This is a genomic window from Sorangium sp. So ce145 (assembly GCF_051525985.1).
Classification (GTDB): Bacteria; Myxococcota_A; Polyangia; order Polyangiales; family Polyangiaceae; genus Sorangium; species Sorangium cellulosum_B.
This window is the reverse complement of sequence record NZ_CP150315.1, coordinates 8,538,355-8,553,951: the sequence shown is the minus strand read 5'-3', so window position 1 is coordinate 8,553,951 and position 15,597 is coordinate 8,538,355. Positions and strand designations below refer to the sequence as shown.

The following is a 15,597-nucleotide window of genomic DNA, read 5'->3' as shown; positions in this document are numbered from 1 at the left end:
AGGCCGTCGTTCCGCGGCGCTCCGTCCTCACGGCGCGCTGCCGGCGGGTCGTCCAACGCGCCGGGTCGGCTATGAAACGGGCTCCGTCGCCACCGAAGCCGTCTTCAAGGGGAGCGCGCCGCCGGCTGGCCGTCGCGTCGGTTCTCGGCCTCTCGCTCGCCGCGTGCGCGGAGCACCACGCGGCCGGGCCGCCCCCGTCGCAGAGCACCGCGCGCGCCGCGCCGGCCGCGGCGCCGCTCGCGGGTCTCGCCGTCGCGCCGCCCGCGGGTCTCGCCCTCGCGCCGCCCATGGTGGACGGCGCCTGGGTCGAGTCGGTGCGGCTCGAGCGCTGGGCCGAGGCGGCGGAGCGGATCGACGCCCTGCCCATGGAGCAGCGCGCGCTGCCCTCGATGAAGTACGCGCGGGCGCGCGTCGCGTTCGAGCTCGGGGATCACGGCAAGGCGGTGGAGCTGCTGCATGGCCTGGAGCAGGGGCTGCCGCTCCTTTCGCGCGAGGTGGCGCGCTACCGGGCGGAGGCGGCGTTCGTGGCGGGGCCGTTCCTCGAGGCGGCGGCGTATTTCGAGCGCTCGGGCAGCGCGACCGGCCTCGCGCGCGCCGCGCTCGCCACCATGAAGGGCGGCGATCTCAAGCAGGCTCGCGCGCTCGCCGATCGGGCCGTGGCCGCGGCGCAGCGCGCGCGCAGGTCGCGCGACGAGGCCGCGGCGCGGATGGCGCGGGCGCGCGTCCAGCTCGGCGTGCGCGACGCCGCCGAGCGCCCGGGGGAGAAGGCCGCCGCGGCGGCGCTCGCGCAGGCCGACCTCCGGTGGATCGTGAAGAGCGCGCCGTCGTCGCCCGACGGGCGCGAGGCCGCGGCGCTCCTCGCCGCTTTGCCGGGGCAGCTCTCGAAGGAGGAGCGGCTCCAGAAGGTCGACGCCATGGTCGCCGGGGGCAGCGCGGCGGAGGCGATCGCCGAGCTCGACAAGATGTCGGGCGTGCCGGCGTCGGAGCTCCACCACCGCAGGGCCACGGCGCTCTACCAGGCGCGCGACTACGAGGCCGCGGCCGCGGCGTTCCTCAAGGTCGCCGCCTCGCCGTCGGCGCGCCAGGCCGAGCAGCTGCACCTCGCGGCGCGCTCGCTCTCGCGGCTCCGGCGCGAGGCGGAGGCGATCGAGCGGCACCTCGCCGTCGCCCGCAGGTTCCGGAAGACCCGCTGGGGGGAGCTCTCGAGCTTGCTCGCCGCGCGGCTCCTCATGCAGGTCGGGCGCTACGCGGAGGCCGTCACGCAGTACGGCCGGTTCCTCGACGCCTACCCGCGGAGCGATCGGCGCGGCGACGCGGCCTACGAGCGGGCGCTCGCGACGCTCTCGACGGGCGGCGCCGCGCGCGCGCGGCGGCCGCTGGAGCAGCTCGCGCGCGACGCGAGGCCGGCCGACGCGGCGCGGCTGCGCGAGCTCGCCGGGCTCGCGGCGCTGCGCGGCGGCGATCGTGACGGCGCGGTGCGGCTCTGGACGCAGGTGATGCGGGAGCAGCCGCTCTCGTGGGGCGCGCTGCTCTCGCGCTCGCGCCTCGCGGCGGTGGGCGCGCCCATGCCGCCGCTGCTCACCCCGGCGTCTCTCGGGGACGCCCGGGCGGTGGAGGTGAAGCTGCCGCCGGCCGCGGCGCTGCTCGCGTCGATGGGGCTCGACGGCGACGCGGAGAGCTACCTCGCCGAGAACGAGCGCGAGGCGACCGCGGCCTATGCGGGGCAGGAGAGCGAGGCGCTCTGCCGGATGTACGGCATGCTCTCGCCCGCGAAGCGCCGCTACCGCGTGGGCACGCAGGCGGTCTCCGCCGCGGCGCTCCAGCGCGCGCCCTCGCAGGCCGATCGCTGGACGTGGGAGTGCGTGTATCCGGAGCCGTACGCCGGCGAGGTGCGCGCGCTCGAGGCGCAGCACGGGCTGCCGAGGGGCCTCGTTCACGCGCTGATGCGCCAGGAGAGCGCGTTCGATCCTGTCGTGGTGAGCCCCGCGAGCGCGGTCGGGCTGATGCAGCTCATGCCGTCGACGGCCCAGAAGGCCGCGAGCGAGCTCTCGCTCGGCTTCGACCTCGGGCAGCTCAAGAGCGCGCCGCTCAACCTGCGCCTCGGCGGCTTCTACATCGGCAAGCTGCTCCGGACGTTCGAGGGCAGCCTGCCGCTCGCGACGGCGGCGTACAACGCCGGTCCGAAGGCCGTGTCGCACTGGCTCGGTGGGGGCATCGACCGGGACACCGACGTGTGGGTGGCGCGGATCCCGTACGACGAGACGCGCACCTATGTGGGCCGCGTCCTCTCGAACCTGGCGCGGTATCAGTGGCTGGCCGGCGGGGACGCGGCCGTGGAGATGCTCCCGCTCACGCTCCCCGCGGACGCGCGCGCGCCGGCGGACGCGTACTGAGCGCGATCGCCGGGGACGGCAGCGCAGGGGTTCCTCCTGCGTTGAAATTGCGCTGTGCGCTTGAACTCGCAGGCGGGTGCCTTCACCGTGGTGGGGTGGCAGGGACCGCTGGAAGTGACGGCGTGTTCAAGCGGTGTGGGGTCCTCATCCAGCCCTACGCCGACGCTCGATCCATCGGCCGGCTGCTCTCGACGGCGCTGGCGTGGCTCCTCGTCGTCTTCTCCGTCGCGTCGCTCGTGGAGCCGCTCGCGGGCCCGCTCGTGGCGGCCGTCATGGTGCCTTTCGCGCTGCTCGGGTCGTTGCTCGCGCTGCTCTGCCTGGCGTGCCTGCTCTACACGCCGATCGCGTGGCTCTGGGCGGCGGTGGGCTCGTCCGGCGCGGCGGTCGTCCGGGTGAGCAACGCGCTGTGGATCGAGCGCCCTGGCGATCGGCGCGCGTTCCCGCTCCTGTCGCTCACGCGCGCGCGGCTCTCGAGCTCCGGCGGCGAGGTGGCCTTGAAGACCGACGACGGCGATGTCATCCGGGTGCGCGTCGACGATCCGGGCGACGCGGAGCGGCTGCTCGGCGTGATCGCCGCCGGGCGGGCGCGGGGCACGTGGAGCGCGCGGCTCTACGACGACGCGCCGTCGCTGCCGCGGCGCCGCCTGTTCGTCGGGGTCGCGGCGCTCATGTCGCTGCTCTGCTGGTCGGTGCTCGATTTCGACGTGGCGCTCTCGCTCGGCGTCGTCACGGGCGCCTCGGCGTGGGTGCTGGCGGCGCTGCTCAGGGAGGGCTCTGCGCGCCGCGTGCTCGTGGCGGGCAGCGACGGGCTCTCGCTCCGGGACGACGCCGGCGAGCGCTTCATCTCCTTCGGCAGCATCGAGCGGGTCGAGGAGACGGCGCTCGGGGTCGAGCTCGCGCTCGCCGGGGGCGAGGAGCTCTCGCTCACCCTCGTGCCGCCGCAGCTGCTGCGCGATCCCAGCGAGACGGGGCTCAGCATGGTGCTCGCGGAGCGGCGCCGCGAGCACCTGCTCGCGCTGCTGCGGGAGCGGAGCGGGCGAGGCGCGCACGACGCGGGGCGCGTGGTGGCGCTCCTCGGGCGCCGCGGCCTGCCCGCGCCCGCCTGGCGGGCGGCGCTGCGCCGCCTCGTGGGTGAGGCCGGCGCCGACTACCGGACGGCGAAGCTCACGCGGGAGCAGGCGTTCACGGTGCTCGAGGACGGCGGGGCGCCGGCCGAGCTCCGCATCGGGGCCGCGCTGGCGCTCGCGGGCTCGCGCGACGGCCAGACCGAGGAGCGGCTGCGGATCGCGGCCGAGGGCTGCGCGAACCGAGACGTGCGGCTCGCCCTGGAGCATGCGGCCGAGGGCGACGTCGACGACTGGATGCTCGAGCAGGCGCTCTCGTCCTCGGGGGCGGAGCAAGCGGCGGCGCCGCCGCGGTCTGCGGCGCGAGCGGCGTGAGGCGGGTTGCGGCGGCATAGCCGCCGGCGCGCTGTGCGGGCGGGTGGAGTAAGCGGGCTGGGCTGGGCTGGTCGATTCTTCTCGCCCTCGGGCCTTCCAGTTCTGGGTACTCTCTGTGGAGGACGCGCGGCTCCTCGGGTCGGTGTCCAGCCGAGCCGCCGCGGGCGCCTGCTGCGCGCCCGTGGTCCTCCAAGGTAGACCCCCCCCGATGGAAGGCCCGATCCAGGACCCCTACGCCTCGGTTGCTGTTCACGCGCCGCGCCCTCGCGCGCAGGCGGGCCGCGCCGCGCGGATCGCGCTGCTCGTCGTGGCGCTCTTCGCGTCGGTCGGGTTCGGCGCGCTCGTGGTGGCGCCGCGCCTCGGCGGTCCCGCGCCCGCGCCCTCGAGCGTCGTGGTCGCGCGGCCGTCTCCTGCGCTCCTCATCGCGATCCGCGACCTGTCGCGGCTCGAGACCACGGAGGTGCACGTCGAGAAGGTCGTGGATCTGGCCGACCGGCAGAACCGCCTGTTCGGTCTGGTGCAGGCCACCGACGCCCTCCTGCTCGTCGCGGTCGGCCACGTCACGATCGGCGTCGATCTCGCGCGGATCGGCGAGGGCGACATCGCGATGGATCCGGAGACCGGGGTCGCGCGGCTCACGCTGCCGGCGCCCGAGGTCTTCTCGACCCGCCTCGACGAGGACGAGACGTACGTCTACACGCGGTCGACCAGCCTGCTCGCGCGGCGCAACGAGCAGCTGGAGGGGCGGGCCCGGAAGGAGGCGACGGCGGCGATCGAGAAGGCCGCCCTCGAGGGGAACGTGATGACGCGCGCGAAGGCGCAGGCCGAGCGGCAGATCACGGCGCTCGCGACGCAGCTCGGCGCGAAGCGGGTGGAGATCCGCTGGCGCGAGGTCGGCGGCGGGGGCGGCTGACGCGGGGCGGGCGGCACGGCGCGCACCATCACGCCGCGGGAGAGCCGTTTGCGCTTGTCGTGGTGGTGGTTGAGCGCGTGTCGCGGGCTTGGTCCGTGGCGCAGGCTTGGCTGAGGATGGGCCCCGCGGCGGAATGGCAGACGCGGTGGATTCAAAAGGCGCTCTGGGGCGGGGGAACGGGGGCGAAGCGGCGAAATTGTTGGGGAATTTGGAGGGGGGTGGCGACGGATCGACACGGTTGGAGCGGGGGTGTGACGATTCGGAGGGGGCGCGTGGCGATTCGATCGAGGGGAACGGGGCGGGGGGAGAGCGCTGCGGGGAGGGGGAGGGGGCGAGGGCGGCGTCGGTGAGGACGACGCTGCTTGTGCATCTCGGGGAGGGACTCCGGGCGGCTATTGTGGCCGGTGATGTAGAGACGGCGCGGGTCGCGCACGAGGCGATCGGGCGCCTGCTCGGAGGGCCAGCCCCCCAAAGCGAGGACGCAGCCGACGTACTCGACCTCGCTCGCGAACGTGAGCGGAGGGGACGATGATGCCCGGCGCACCGCTGCCGCAGTAGTCTCTCAGCTATTGGCACGCAGTACACCAGGAGAAGCGGCGTCGTGACCAGGTCCTCATCAGAATCAGGGCGGCGTCGGAGATCATGGCGGCCTGACAGCGCGCACTCGAGGCGCTCATTGGTGCTTCGCCGACGAACGATATCGACCCTCCGGTGTCCACAACCCGTTCGGAGGGAAGCGGAGCTCGCCCGCGCTCGCCACGAGGCCGGCGCGCACGTAGCGCGCGAACGGCGTATCCTCGAATGAGCCGCCCTTGCCCATGCCAGCGCGGAGCTGGCCACCGAGCTGCCGGTCCTCCTCGATCGTGACAAGCACCGGCGGACACCGATCGAGCACCTCGGCGATTTCCGCGAGGGCCGTGTCCTCGTCGACGTCGCTCCATCGCACATGGAGCGACGTCAGGTGTTCCCGCACGATCTTCCGCGGGACGGCGTGCTCGTGACGGAGCTCGCTCGGGCTCAACACGCGCGCCGCGGCGGCCGTGTGCGGGAGCGCCGCTACGTCGCGCTTTACTGCGTCGCGGACGTACTCGCCCTTCACCAGCGCGTCCGCCGTCCAGAACCAGAGCGTACGGTCGAGCAGGAAGTGACCGAGCCTCCGGAGGTGTGGCGTCTCGGCAAGGCGTAGGCCGCGAAGCGCGAGCAGGCAGATCTCCCGCCGCGCTGCGATATCGAGCGGTTCGAATGTGGCGCGACCTTCTTCCGCGTGGCTCATCGTTGCGATCGGCGTGCCGGGCTGCTCGACGATGCGCTCGCCGGCTCTGAGGCGGAACTTCTCGACGACGTTCGTCGCGGTGGGCACGGCGCCCGCCGCGCGCGCTAGCGATCTCGCGATTCGGTACGCCTCGGCGAGGTCGCTCGCTTGAAAACGACGGATGCTCGTCTCGGTTGGTGCCTTTAGGCGGGTGAGGTACTCGGGCATGAGGGTCGCCCTTGCACCACTACGTCAGCTCGAGGGTAAGCGCCCGGCCAACGCCATGGGCACAGCCCCTTGCGGCTCTCGCCGGGGTCGACGATGCTGGGCGCGGGGCGGCGTCGGCCCACGACTCGGCGCGGGCACAGACGGTCCTGAAAGAAGGCCCGGCGAAGCGGCATCCGCCTGCGTCGCCGGCCGAGGCTCGCGTTGTTCAGGTCGCGTCGGTATCGCCGGCGCTCGGAGCAGCGCGCGACGATCTCGCCCATGCGTCGGGCAGCAACTCGTCCAGGCGGTCGCGCTGCCAGCCCGCCTGCAACCTGCCGATGACGTCTGTCGCCCAGGCGAGCGGGTTGACTCCGTGCATCCGACACGAGCCGAAGATCGTATAGCCGATGGCCAGGCGCTGAGCGCCCTTATCGGAGCCCGCGAATAAATAGTTTTTTCTTCCGAGGGCTACACGTCTTAGCTGCCGCTCGACTTCGCCGTTGTCTATCTCGAAGCGTCCATCCGTGAAGCAGCGCCGCCACGCAGCCGCCTGATTGATGGCGTACTGGGTAGCGATGCAGAGCGGCGTACCTGGTACGAGCCGAAGGTGCAGCTCGTGAATCCACTGATACAGCTCGTCCACAACGGGGAGCGACCGCTCCTGCCGGCGCGCCAGCCGCGCCTCCGTGGACAGCGCCTCCTCTTTGCAGGTCGACTCGATTCGGTAGATGGCTTTGAAGTACGAGAGCGCTACCGCCGCTCGCGCGTCGCCACCCTTGGCCGCCTTCTCGAACTTGGCGCGGATGTGCATCCCGCAGCCGAGCCGACGCTCCTCGGGCACGATCATCTCGCCGTCGTCGCCTCCGCGGAGCATCGCGCCATAGCCCGCGTACCCATCGCCCTGCAAGTAGCCGGTGAAGCCCTGCAGCAGCGCGGCTGGATGCTTCGCCTTCCAGTCCGGTGCGTACAGGAACGCCACGAGACCCGCCCCGACGAAGGCCCAGATATGACCTCGCTTCACCCCCGCCGGATGATCTCGATCCAGCACCCGCATCCCCGTGTCGTCGGCGCGCAAGTAGAACGAGTCCAGCACCCGCTCCGCGATCCTCTCAGCCACCGGAGCGAGCACGTCGAGCGCGAAGGCCGACCAGTCGCCCAGAGTCGACGGAGACAGCGACACGCCGAAGCGAGCGTATTGCTGCGACTGCCGGTACAGCGGCATCGAGTCCTCGAACTTCTCGACAAGGATGCTGGCGAGCAGCCCCGGTCCCGGACGCCCTCGGTCCATCACCTTCTCGCTGTCCGCCGTCGTTACACCCTGCTCCGGGCAGCGCGGGCAGGCGAGCTTCTCCCGCTGCTCCTCGATGATCTTGAACTGCGCCGGCACGAACTCGAGCACTTCGCTCGTACGATGGCCAATGCACTTCTTGTCCGCGCCGCACTGCGGGCACGTCCGCTCGGCCTCGGGGACGGGCACCACGCGCGTCTCACGCGGAAGGTGTTCGGGAAGCGGCGCGCGCCCGCCCCGTCCTCGCGGCGGCTTCGGCGGCTCAGGGGGTTGCGGCACCAGCCCCTGCTCCGGCTGCGGCGCAGCGTCCGCGCCGAGCTCCGAGCCCGCCGCCCCCGGCGGAGCTTCCGCCCCGAGCTCGGCGAACATCAGCATCAGCTGCTCGGTAGAGACCTGCTGGCTCTTGCGGCCGTACAGCTCGCGCAGCGCGCTTGCGAGCCTCGCCGAGAGCGCGGTGTTCTTGTCGCGCAGCTGGACCAGCAGTCCGAGCACCAGGTCGATGAGCTCCGGAAGCTGCCCGGCGGCCGCCAGCTGCTCGAGCTTGCTCCGCACGTCCGCCAGATCGGCGGGCAGTTGTGCCTGGGACTGAAGAGGACTGGTCACGTGGCGCGCGAGATAGCTATCCCACGCGCATCCATCAAGCTTTGCTTCGACGGAGCAATTTTTCTCACGCTGGGTCTCCAGCGCTTGCGCCGCACGGCCTCGGACAGGTCGAACCCTTCGAGCATCAGCGACAGCTCGGCCGCCTCGACCTCGACGTGGGTGGCCCCCTTGGGCAGGTCGCGGGCGAGGTGGAAGCGCCCGCGGGCCAATTTTTTCGCCACGATCATGTAGCCGGTGCGGTCCCAGAACAAGACGCGCACCTGGTCACCACGCCGATTCCTGAACACGAACAGATGCCCGCAGAGCGGGTCAGCTCCGAAGCGCTGAGAGACCAAGGCCGACAGCCCATCAAAGCTCTTGCGCAGGTCCGTGGGCTCGGCTGCGATGTACACGCGCACCGACGGCGGCAGCGTCAGCATGGCGTCTCCTCGGCCGCGAGCGCCAGGACCCGCTCGAGCGTGGCCGGGTCGAAGCCCGGCCGGACCCGCACCACCCGCCCGTTGGGCAGCGCGATCTCGATCGGCTCCGGCGCGACGATCGATGCGTCCGCCACCACGTGGACCGGCAGAAAGCGCGGTGCTTCGGTCAACGACGACGGCGAGGGCTGTGAGGGCCGGTCAGCTCGCAGCTTCCAGCGCCACCAGTAGAGCTGCTTCGGCTTGTATCCTTCACGCCGCGCGAACCTCTCGGCGCTCAGCCCGCTGCGCTCCCATCGCTCCACCCGCTCGGCCCACTCCGCCTTCGTCGCCATCGCTTCCTCCTTCGCGATGGGGATAGGTAACCGGCGCCACGCCGACGATCACGATGGCGTTGGTCGGGCGCTTACGCTCGAGGTGCCCTTCAAGGGAATGGTCGAGGTTGAACGGACGTAGAGGGTCGCCCGAACGCCTCGCCATCGGCTACATGCTCTGCGGCTCCTGTAGGATGATGGTATCAGCCTGCTCGTCTGGGCGACGGACGTCACCGGTAAGTTGCAGTCGTGCTGGACCGGCTGGACGAGTTGCTGACCGACGCCTGGGCGAAATAGTCGCGCGCTACTCCGAGCGCCGTCTTCCAGCGCCACCAGTACAGCTGCTTGGGCTTGTACCCCTCGCGCCGCGCGAACTTCTCGGCACTCAGCCCGCTCTGCTCCCATCGCTGCACCCGCTCGGCCCACTCCACCTTCGTCGCCATCGCTTTCTCCTTCGCGATGGAGATCGATAACGGGTGCCGCGCCGACGACCACGATGGCGTTGGTCGGGCGCTTACGTTACGACGGCATCGCCCGAGCGTCTCTTTGCTAGGCAGGCCTGCGCGGATGCCATATCGCCGAGCCGGTTACGAAGATAGATTGCTGATGACGAGCAGCGACTCGCTGATCGATGTCCTTGTCCGCATGCTGCCGGACACGACCGCGCAGCGTCAGCATTTTACCACCTTGCCTACATCGACGGTGGACGAACTGCTCCGTACGCACGCCCACAGGCGTGCGCTGCGACTCACCGGCGGCGCTGGGAGGCTAGACATCCACCTATGTCCGTCTTGACCCGTCAGTCGTCCGTTGCCTCTGTATCCAATTTGCGAGATTCTCTCCCCAACGAATCGACTCCTCACGAAATACGCTTGCGCCCATTGATGCTCGTCTCGCAATGAGACTGCTAAGTGTCGTCTTTAGGTCGTTTAATCGTTTGCGCAGATTTCTGCGATCCTCATCGCTCAGCTCCGAGCCGTCATCGTATCGTGCGTTTTCGACCATAAGGCGATCGAACTCGTCGTTTTGTGTCAATTCAAACGAGTTGTACACAAGTCGGCGGACAGGGCTGTTGAATCTTTGCGGTGCTTCCTCCCTCAGGATTTCCAAAAAAACGTCGCCTCTGATCATGCTTTCGATCTCGAGTCCCGGTGTGTTCAATATGTGCACCTGCTCGGGGGGGAGCTTCTTCGCGCATTGTTGTAGGCGAACTGCCAATTTGCGGATCTCTTCGTCGGCCCTGCAATCGCGGTCAAGTATGATGGCCGATCGTGGGCTGATCTTGAGTACGCTTACGACCTTGTCGTCGTCATTCTGATCGAGGTCGATGTGTGCCGCCGATGCGCCGCCGTAGAAGACAAATGCATAGTCGCGTCCGGGGATTAGTGCTTTTGTTACATGCTGAAGCAGCGCCTGAATGTAATGAGCATCCGACGGTCCTTCTACCCAGATCGTGCAATTGGCCAAAAAAAGTTGCGACGGTCTGATGCCGAGATCCTCGAGAACAACGAGACGTCTGGCATCGGTGGGAAGTTGGTCAATGACGGTTCCACCGCTTTGGAGTCGGCGCGCGCGATAGAGTTTCCAGTCGTGTTTGGTGCCGTCTACAAGGGCCGTAGAATGTGAACAGATGAGAAGCTGATGATGAGGCATCTCTTCTTGGACAATTCGCACAAATTCGAGTACTGCAGCAGGGTGCAGATGAGCCTCCGGTTCCTCGATGAGGACCAGGTGTGCCTGGCCCTCGTGAAGTCGCATGAATGCAAGCATCATCATGAGTTCTGCGACGCCTGAGCCAAGGTCATCCAGGTTGCATAAAAGCTTGGATCGGCTCGCGCGCCCGCGACCAACATCTTGACCCCGTTGCAGCTTCAGGCGAAGAGCATTGGACGTCAAATCAAGCTCAATCCGCTCGTCGAGTAGAACGCTGAACCAGCGCTCAAGATCGTATTCAACGGCGCTCCAGCGACTCGCTTGATTGTTGTCGTCATGCAGCGCGCGCAACTCGTCTAACAGTTTTCCGCCGTCCGTGGAAAGAGGACTATCCGTCTGACCCTCGCGCTGGTGGTGTCGAAGCGCTCGAATTTCAAGGATGGAACGAGCAAGGAGGCGGCAGATCGCCAGTCCCACTCCCCGCTGAAGATGGTCGTTCTGAACCAATCCGGTGTACGTACTATTTGCTAATAGGACGCTGGGGCTCCCGTTCTCGTTCCGCACGACAGGGGTGCCGTTCGGGGTAACTGGGATGACCTGCAGCAGATATTTGCCTTTCGATCCGCTACGGCCTTCGGAAGCAGACCTCTCAATCGTACATTCAGCTCGCAGCTTCCCATCAGGACATACGAGGTTTGCTACGTCTTCAGGAATATCACATGATTCCACGGAGAGCTCTAAAGTTGCACTTATCTTACCTGATTCGCGGAGCCAAAGATCTGCTTCGTCGATCGAAATGTCGATGCCTAATGTTTTCTTCCAGTCCTCTCCCTTGCGCCATGGATCCATGTTTGCCATGCCGGCCAAAGATTCTCTCAATCGGACCAGGAAACGCGTAAGATTTGATTTTCCGACGTTGTTTGGGCCAATTATAACATTGACTTGATTCAGGTCTGTGAGATCGACTTGAGACGTCGGATCGTATGAGCGCCAGCCACCAAGGCGAATGCGATGTAGAATCATCTAGTGGCGCTCCTGCCGAAGCCATCGGCGTGCGATCTCAACGGGAGAATAGTCGTTAGGTGGACCGGCAGCCCAGGCCTGATGAAAGCGGATGTCGGCGCTCCCCGGCTTGGGGTCGGCAAATTTGAAGCGGATTCTCCCCGGCAGCGTGACGCCGTCGCCGGAGACGATGGCCTCCCCATCACGCAGTGAAGCAAGTACGCCCTTCTGACTGCCCAACGTGTCTGGTAGCAGACGAAGCACCTTGTCTTGGTCGGTGTCCGAGGTGAGTCGAAGAGCAACAAATGTTCCGCATTGTGAAAGAATACTTGGTGATACGCTGGAGGGGCGCTGTGAGACAACCACGAGGCTCAGGCCGTATTTCCGTCCTTCTTTGGCAATGCGCTCGATCGATTCGAGGCTTACACGGTAACGGCTGTCCGACTCGGCCGGTATATATGTGTGCGCCTCTTCGAGAACGAGAGCTATTGGAAGGTTGTTAGGGTCAGGGTCCCAATATCGATAGTCAAAAATCAGACGACCGAGTACGCCGATAGCGGTTGACCTGACCTCTGCTGGGAGCCCGGAGAGGTCGAGGACGGTAATGTGGGTGTCGCCATCGACCAAGCCGAATAGTTTCGCGAAGAAGGCACCGGCAGCGTCCGTATTCTCGGCCGAACGGAAAAAGAATTCGAAGCGTGGATCCTGTCGCCGAACATCCATCTTTTCAAGCATCGCTGGGAGGCTACCTTGTTCCGATGGTTTCTTTGAATTTATCGTACTTTTCAGGTTTGAGTGTAGGTCGTCCCAGGAGAATGGAATAGGGGAATCGGCAGAGATGCGAGAGTCGTCCTTGCCGAGCACATTGTGTGGGCTTTGCCGTCGCGCAGCTTGTAGGGCGTCTGTGAGTACGGCTTTTTGAGTCGAGCCGAGGTTGCCGCCGCCGAAGATATCTACGAACTCGTCGAAAGTGAGCATCCAGAACGGGAGCTTGAAGCTGCTCCAGGGGATGCACTGAGATCGCGCTGAGAACTCACCTTGGAACGCAGGAGGATATTCGTTGTGTATATCAAAGAGTATAAGTCGTGGGCGCGAATAGGATCGGAGGACCGCTTGCCCCAGTGCTGCGACCGTGTAGCTCTTACCGGAACCAGTGGTGCCCAGAATGGCGGCATGACGGCCGAAGAATCGATCGAGATCAAATCGAGCACTGCCGGAACCAGTCCCGACACGTTCTCCTACCGGAAACAGCCGCAATCGGGCTGTATGGTCTAGCGAGCGCTCCAGAATCTCCTCGAAGGCGCTACCAGTAACGAAAAATGCGCTCGTTCCAACGGGCGGAAGCTGATCAACTCCCCGCTCGAATCCTCGTGAGTCAGATACCGTGCCAACTACGATGAGATCGATCTTTCGTACGGTGATGATTTGTCGCTGTCCTTGAATCTCACGGTTAGGGCGTTCGACCTGTTCCTCATATACCCGGATCACTGCGCACAGTACGTCACCGTGTGTGCCGCCGCAATTGATGAAAGATCCAATTGTTACATGTACTTCGACGTCGTCGCTTAGTTCGAGTGACAGCCGCTCGGCCTCGACGACTATGGCTGAGCCGTCTACGGATGCGACCTTGCCGATGAGGTGCCCAGTGTTGCGAATGTCCATGAGATTCGTCTCCAGATGAAGAGGAAATCCGAACTAGCTTGAGAATGTCAAGAGCGTCATAGTAGCGACTCGAACTGAATTGTTGCGCGTTGCGTCAATGGGCGTGCGCCTTTGCACTAGCGAAGCGATATGCTCGCGCGTGCGATGGTCTCCTCGGTACACCCATGCCGGCAACGATGGCGAGGGCGTCGGCTCCCGAATCCTGCCGGTTTTGTTGCTGACAGAATCCGACGCGGCGTGTAGGTCGGCCCTGGCTTGCTCGCCGCCCCCGGTGCCGCGGGGTAATCCGAGCAGCTGGCCGATCGCCTTATAGACGACCCGGGGGCCGCCGCCTCGTCCCCGGGTGCGACAGCACGGGTGAGCGTCTCGGAGAGCGTGGCAACGAGAGCGGTCTGGGGCGACGGATCGGTTGCGCGAGTTCCCGAAGCCTGACGCCCGGTGGGGGCGACCGGCAGCCAGCATCGACTCCTCGGTCTCGACCGACCAGCCGACGTGCTTGCGGCTGTAGACGTCCACCACCAGGTACAGGAAGTAGTACTCTGTGCGCCAAGCGCGACCAGCGCGCAGAGCGGAACGCGGCGCTCCGGGAGCTTGGCCGCAACGTCAGCGCGACGCGCGACGACGTGCAGCGCGCGTTAAAGGTGATCGCGTGCGGCTCGACGGGCTGGCCGCTGCTCGCTCCCAGCGCTGCTGCGCCGCGATGGCGTCCTCGGCGGCTCGGACGCCCTCAACGAAGAGCTCCGCGTCCGTTGGATTGTTCAGGTCGAGGCCGAACCGAAGCAGCAGCGCGCGGTCGCGCGGTGGCACCATGCGGACGATCTCAGCGGCAAGGCGACGCGTGGACGGTATGGGAGGACAGTAGCAGCCCGGAGCAGGGTCGAGGCGCATCCGCGAACGCGATGGCGTTGCGGCCCTGGACCTGCTCGGCCGAGCGCGTCGTGGGAGCAGCGACAGTGTCAGGGAGATGGTCGCTGGTTTCCATGGCGAAAGAAGCGCAGCGTTTGAACCGTTGCGTTCATCACGTTCGCCGGCATTCCGACGGGTGTGATGCCGGATGGCGGATCGCACGTCCTCGAAGTTAGGCTCAAGCGGCCCCACCCTGAAGCCCTGCGCCTCGACGAGTCGCGCCGACCAGCCCATCGCCGCGGGCCGCCGTCGCCCCATCGCTCGACAGCGCCCTGAGCCGCGCCCTCGCCCTCGGGGATGAGATCGCGGAGCTCGTCCGCGGTCCTCGGCAGAGGATCGGCTGGGGGCGTCGCCGGTTGCGTCGGAAGCGAGCGCGTGGAGTGGGCGGGGCCGGAGGGGCCGAGGCGAGCGCTACGGCGTCCACGTCCAGTTCGGCCTCGACGACCTCCTCGACGGCGAGCACGTCGGGCGCGAGCTCGACGGGTCGTGCCCCGGAGGGATCCGATGCCTGCGCACCTACTTCTCGTCCCTGAGCCCGCGTGCGCGCCGCTCGCGGGCACGACCTTCGGCCAGCCAGCACTGGCCGAAGACGTACAGGTAGACGGGTAGGCCGGCGCGGAGCCAGCCGAGGGGCGGGAAGGTCCCCTCAGGAACAGGCGCGTCGAGCCACGCCGCGGCGACAATCGCCGCGCCGGAGGCCAGGATGCCGATGGTCCTCAGCTCTTTGCTCATGGCTCAGATGAAGCTGCAGAGGACTCCCAGGGTGCCGAGCGCCGCACCTGAGTAGTTGGAGCAGCGCTGCGCATCCCGCGGATCCCTTGCTCTGGGGCACACCGCGGAAGTTGCGACCATGCCGGCCCCGAACATGAAGATGCTGCACCCCAAGCCGATGGGGCTCCACGGTTGCTGAGCCGCTCCGATCGGCTCGCCGCTCTCCTCCTGGGTCGGCGCGCCGCCGCTCTCGCCGTCGCAGACCATCGAGGCGCAGGGCACGTCAGCGAAGTCGCCGGGGTCGAACGGGTTGAAGATGCGGAGCGACGCGTCCGGGCGATCGGCGCAGGCCGCCGCGAACTCGTGCCGACCGGCTTGGATGATCTGCGGGAGCGCGCTCTCCGCGGTCGTGTCCTGACTCAGCTCCACGTAGAAGCTCCGCGGCGGCACCTCGACGTTACCGTCGGGGTCCGCCGGTGCCTCGGCCTCCTCGTCCGCTGTGCCGCAGGCCGACGCTCCGACGAGCACCGCCATGGTCCGGCCGATCCTGGTGTGCATGTGCCACCTCCACGAGACGCGATCCGTCGCTCGCGGAATTGCGCAGCGAGGGGCATGCCAGCGCGCGTCACATCGACGGGCGGCAGCCGGGGCCGTCTACCGGCCAGCCGCGCCGCTCGAGCGCCGCCCGCTGGCGCGCCTCGACCCGCTCGAGCCGGTGCAGGCAGAGCAGGCGTAATCACCGCAGGTCAAGGTGCCTTGCCGCCCCCGTCGCCATCAACGCGCGCCATGGCGCGGTGACCTGCGCGAACTCACGCCGGATCATGAGGAGAGGCTCGTG

Annotated in this window: 12 protein-coding genes; 3 read left to right on the top strand and 9 right to left on the bottom strand. The window is 67.6% G+C overall.

The window, feature by feature from the left end; genetic code table 11:
* Positions 1-71 precede the first annotated feature (71 nt).
* The 3 genes from WMF34_RS31580 to WMF34_RS31570 all read left to right on the top strand — a co-directional run bounded on the left by WMF34_RS31580 (position 72) and on the right by WMF34_RS31570 (position 4,745).
* On the top strand, positions 72-2,393 hold the full coding sequence (locus tag WMF34_RS31580; protein ID WP_437990129.1) for a transglycosylase SLT domain-containing protein: 2,322 nt from the start codon (positions 72-74) through the stop codon (positions 2,391-2,393).
* Between the two features lie 122 nt (positions 2,394-2,515).
* Complete coding sequence (locus WMF34_RS31575; protein ID WP_437990128.1) at positions 2,516-3,832, top strand: hypothetical protein; 1,317 nt, start codon at positions 2,516-2,518, stop codon at positions 3,830-3,832.
* Positions 3,833-4,040: 208 nt separating this feature from the next.
* On the top strand, positions 4,041-4,745 hold the full coding sequence (locus WMF34_RS31570; protein ID WP_437990127.1) for a DUF4230 domain-containing protein: 705 nt from the start codon (positions 4,041-4,043) through the stop codon (positions 4,743-4,745).
* Between the two features lie 673 nt (positions 4,746-5,418).
* On the opposite strand, the gene WMF34_RS31565 is transcribed toward WMF34_RS31570, so the two are convergent.
* From WMF34_RS31565 to WMF34_RS31525, 9 genes are all read right to left on the bottom strand, one after another.
* Complete coding sequence (locus WMF34_RS31565; RefSeq protein WP_437990126.1) at positions 5,419-6,105, bottom strand: hypothetical protein; 687 nt, start codon at positions 6,103-6,105, stop codon at positions 5,419-5,421.
* A 325-nt stretch (positions 6,106-6,430) separates the two neighbouring features.
* Positions 6,431-8,095 carry an IS66 family transposase gene (tnpC, locus tag WMF34_RS31560; RefSeq protein ID WP_012234914.1) on the bottom strand — a complete coding sequence of 555 codons (1,665 nt, stop codon included), beginning with the start codon at positions 8,093-8,095 and terminating at the stop codon, positions 6,431-6,433.
* Entirely contained in the window at positions 8,092-8,514 is a 423-nt protein-coding gene (tnpB, locus tag WMF34_RS31555; RefSeq protein ID WP_012234915.1) for an IS66 family insertion sequence element accessory protein TnpB, read from the bottom strand. Before tnpB ends, tnpC begins: the two co-directional genes overlap by 4 nt.
* A complete protein-coding gene (gene tnpA, locus WMF34_RS31550; protein ID WP_012234916.1) occupies positions 8,508-8,846 on the bottom strand; it encodes an IS66 family insertion sequence element accessory protein TnpA in 339 nt (112 codons plus the stop codon). The genes tnpB and tnpA (WMF34_RS31550) overlap by 7 nt, the downstream gene beginning before the upstream one ends.
* Positions 8,847-9,055: 209 nt before the next feature.
* Entirely contained in the window at positions 9,056-9,268 is a 213-nt protein-coding gene (gene tnpA, locus WMF34_RS31545; protein WP_437990125.1) for an IS66 family insertion sequence element accessory protein TnpA, read from the bottom strand.
* Positions 9,269-9,605: 337 nt separating this feature from the next.
* Positions 9,606-11,336 (bottom strand): ATP-dependent nuclease, encoded by a 1,731-nt coding sequence (locus tag WMF34_RS31540; RefSeq protein WP_437990124.1) that lies wholly within the window; start codon positions 11,334-11,336, stop codon positions 9,606-9,608.
* 165 nt (positions 11,337-11,501) lie between these two features.
* The gene (locus WMF34_RS31535) at positions 11,502-13,142 is read right to left on the bottom strand and encodes an ATP-binding protein (protein ID WP_437990123.1); all 1,641 of its coding nucleotides are present in this window, start codon (positions 13,140-13,142) and stop codon (positions 11,502-11,504) included.
* 1,422 nt (positions 13,143-14,564) lie between these two features.
* A complete protein-coding gene (locus tag WMF34_RS31530) occupies positions 14,565-14,780 on the bottom strand; it encodes a hypothetical protein (RefSeq protein ID WP_437990122.1) in 216 nt (71 codons plus the stop codon).
* Positions 14,781-14,783: 3 nt separating this feature from the next.
* Complete coding sequence (locus tag WMF34_RS31525) at positions 14,784-15,317, bottom strand: hypothetical protein (RefSeq protein ID WP_437990121.1); 534 nt, start codon at positions 15,315-15,317, stop codon at positions 14,784-14,786.
* Between the last annotated feature and the right edge of the window lie 280 nt (positions 15,318-15,597).

Excerpts from the sequence above, each read along its gene's own strand:
- WMF34_RS31580 (WP_437990129.1), top strand. The coding sequence starts at position 72 with ATGAAACGGGCTCCGTCGCCACCGAAGCCGTCTTCAAGGGGAGCGCGC.
- WMF34_RS31570 (WP_437990127.1), top strand. The coding sequence starts at position 4,041 with ATGGAAGGCCCGATCCAGGACCCCTACGCCTCGGTTGCTGTTCACGCG.
- tnpB (WP_012234915.1), bottom strand. The coding sequence starts at position 8,514 with ATGCTGACGCTGCCGCCGTCGGTGCGCGTGTACATCGCAGCCGAGCCC.
- tnpA (WP_012234916.1), bottom strand. The coding sequence starts at position 8,846 with ATGGCGACGAAGGCGGAGTGGGCCGAGCGGGTGGAGCGATGGGAGCGC.
- tnpA (WP_437990125.1), bottom strand. The coding sequence starts at position 9,268 with ATGGCGACGAAGGTGGAGTGGGCCGAGCGGGTGCAGCGATGGGAGCAG.
- WMF34_RS31540 (WP_437990124.1), bottom strand. The coding sequence starts at position 11,336 with ATGGCAAACATGGATCCATGGCGCAAGGGAGAGGACTGGAAGAAAACA.
- WMF34_RS31535 (WP_437990123.1), bottom strand. The coding sequence starts at position 13,142 with ATGGACATTCGCAACACTGGGCACCTCATCGGCAAGGTCGCATCCGTA.
- WMF34_RS31530 (WP_437990122.1), bottom strand. The coding sequence starts at position 14,780 with ATGAGCAAAGAGCTGAGGACCATCGGCATCCTGGCCTCCGGCGCGGCG.
- WMF34_RS31525 (WP_437990121.1), bottom strand. The coding sequence starts at position 15,317 with ATGCACACCAGGATCGGCCGGACCATGGCGGTGCTCGTCGGAGCGTCG.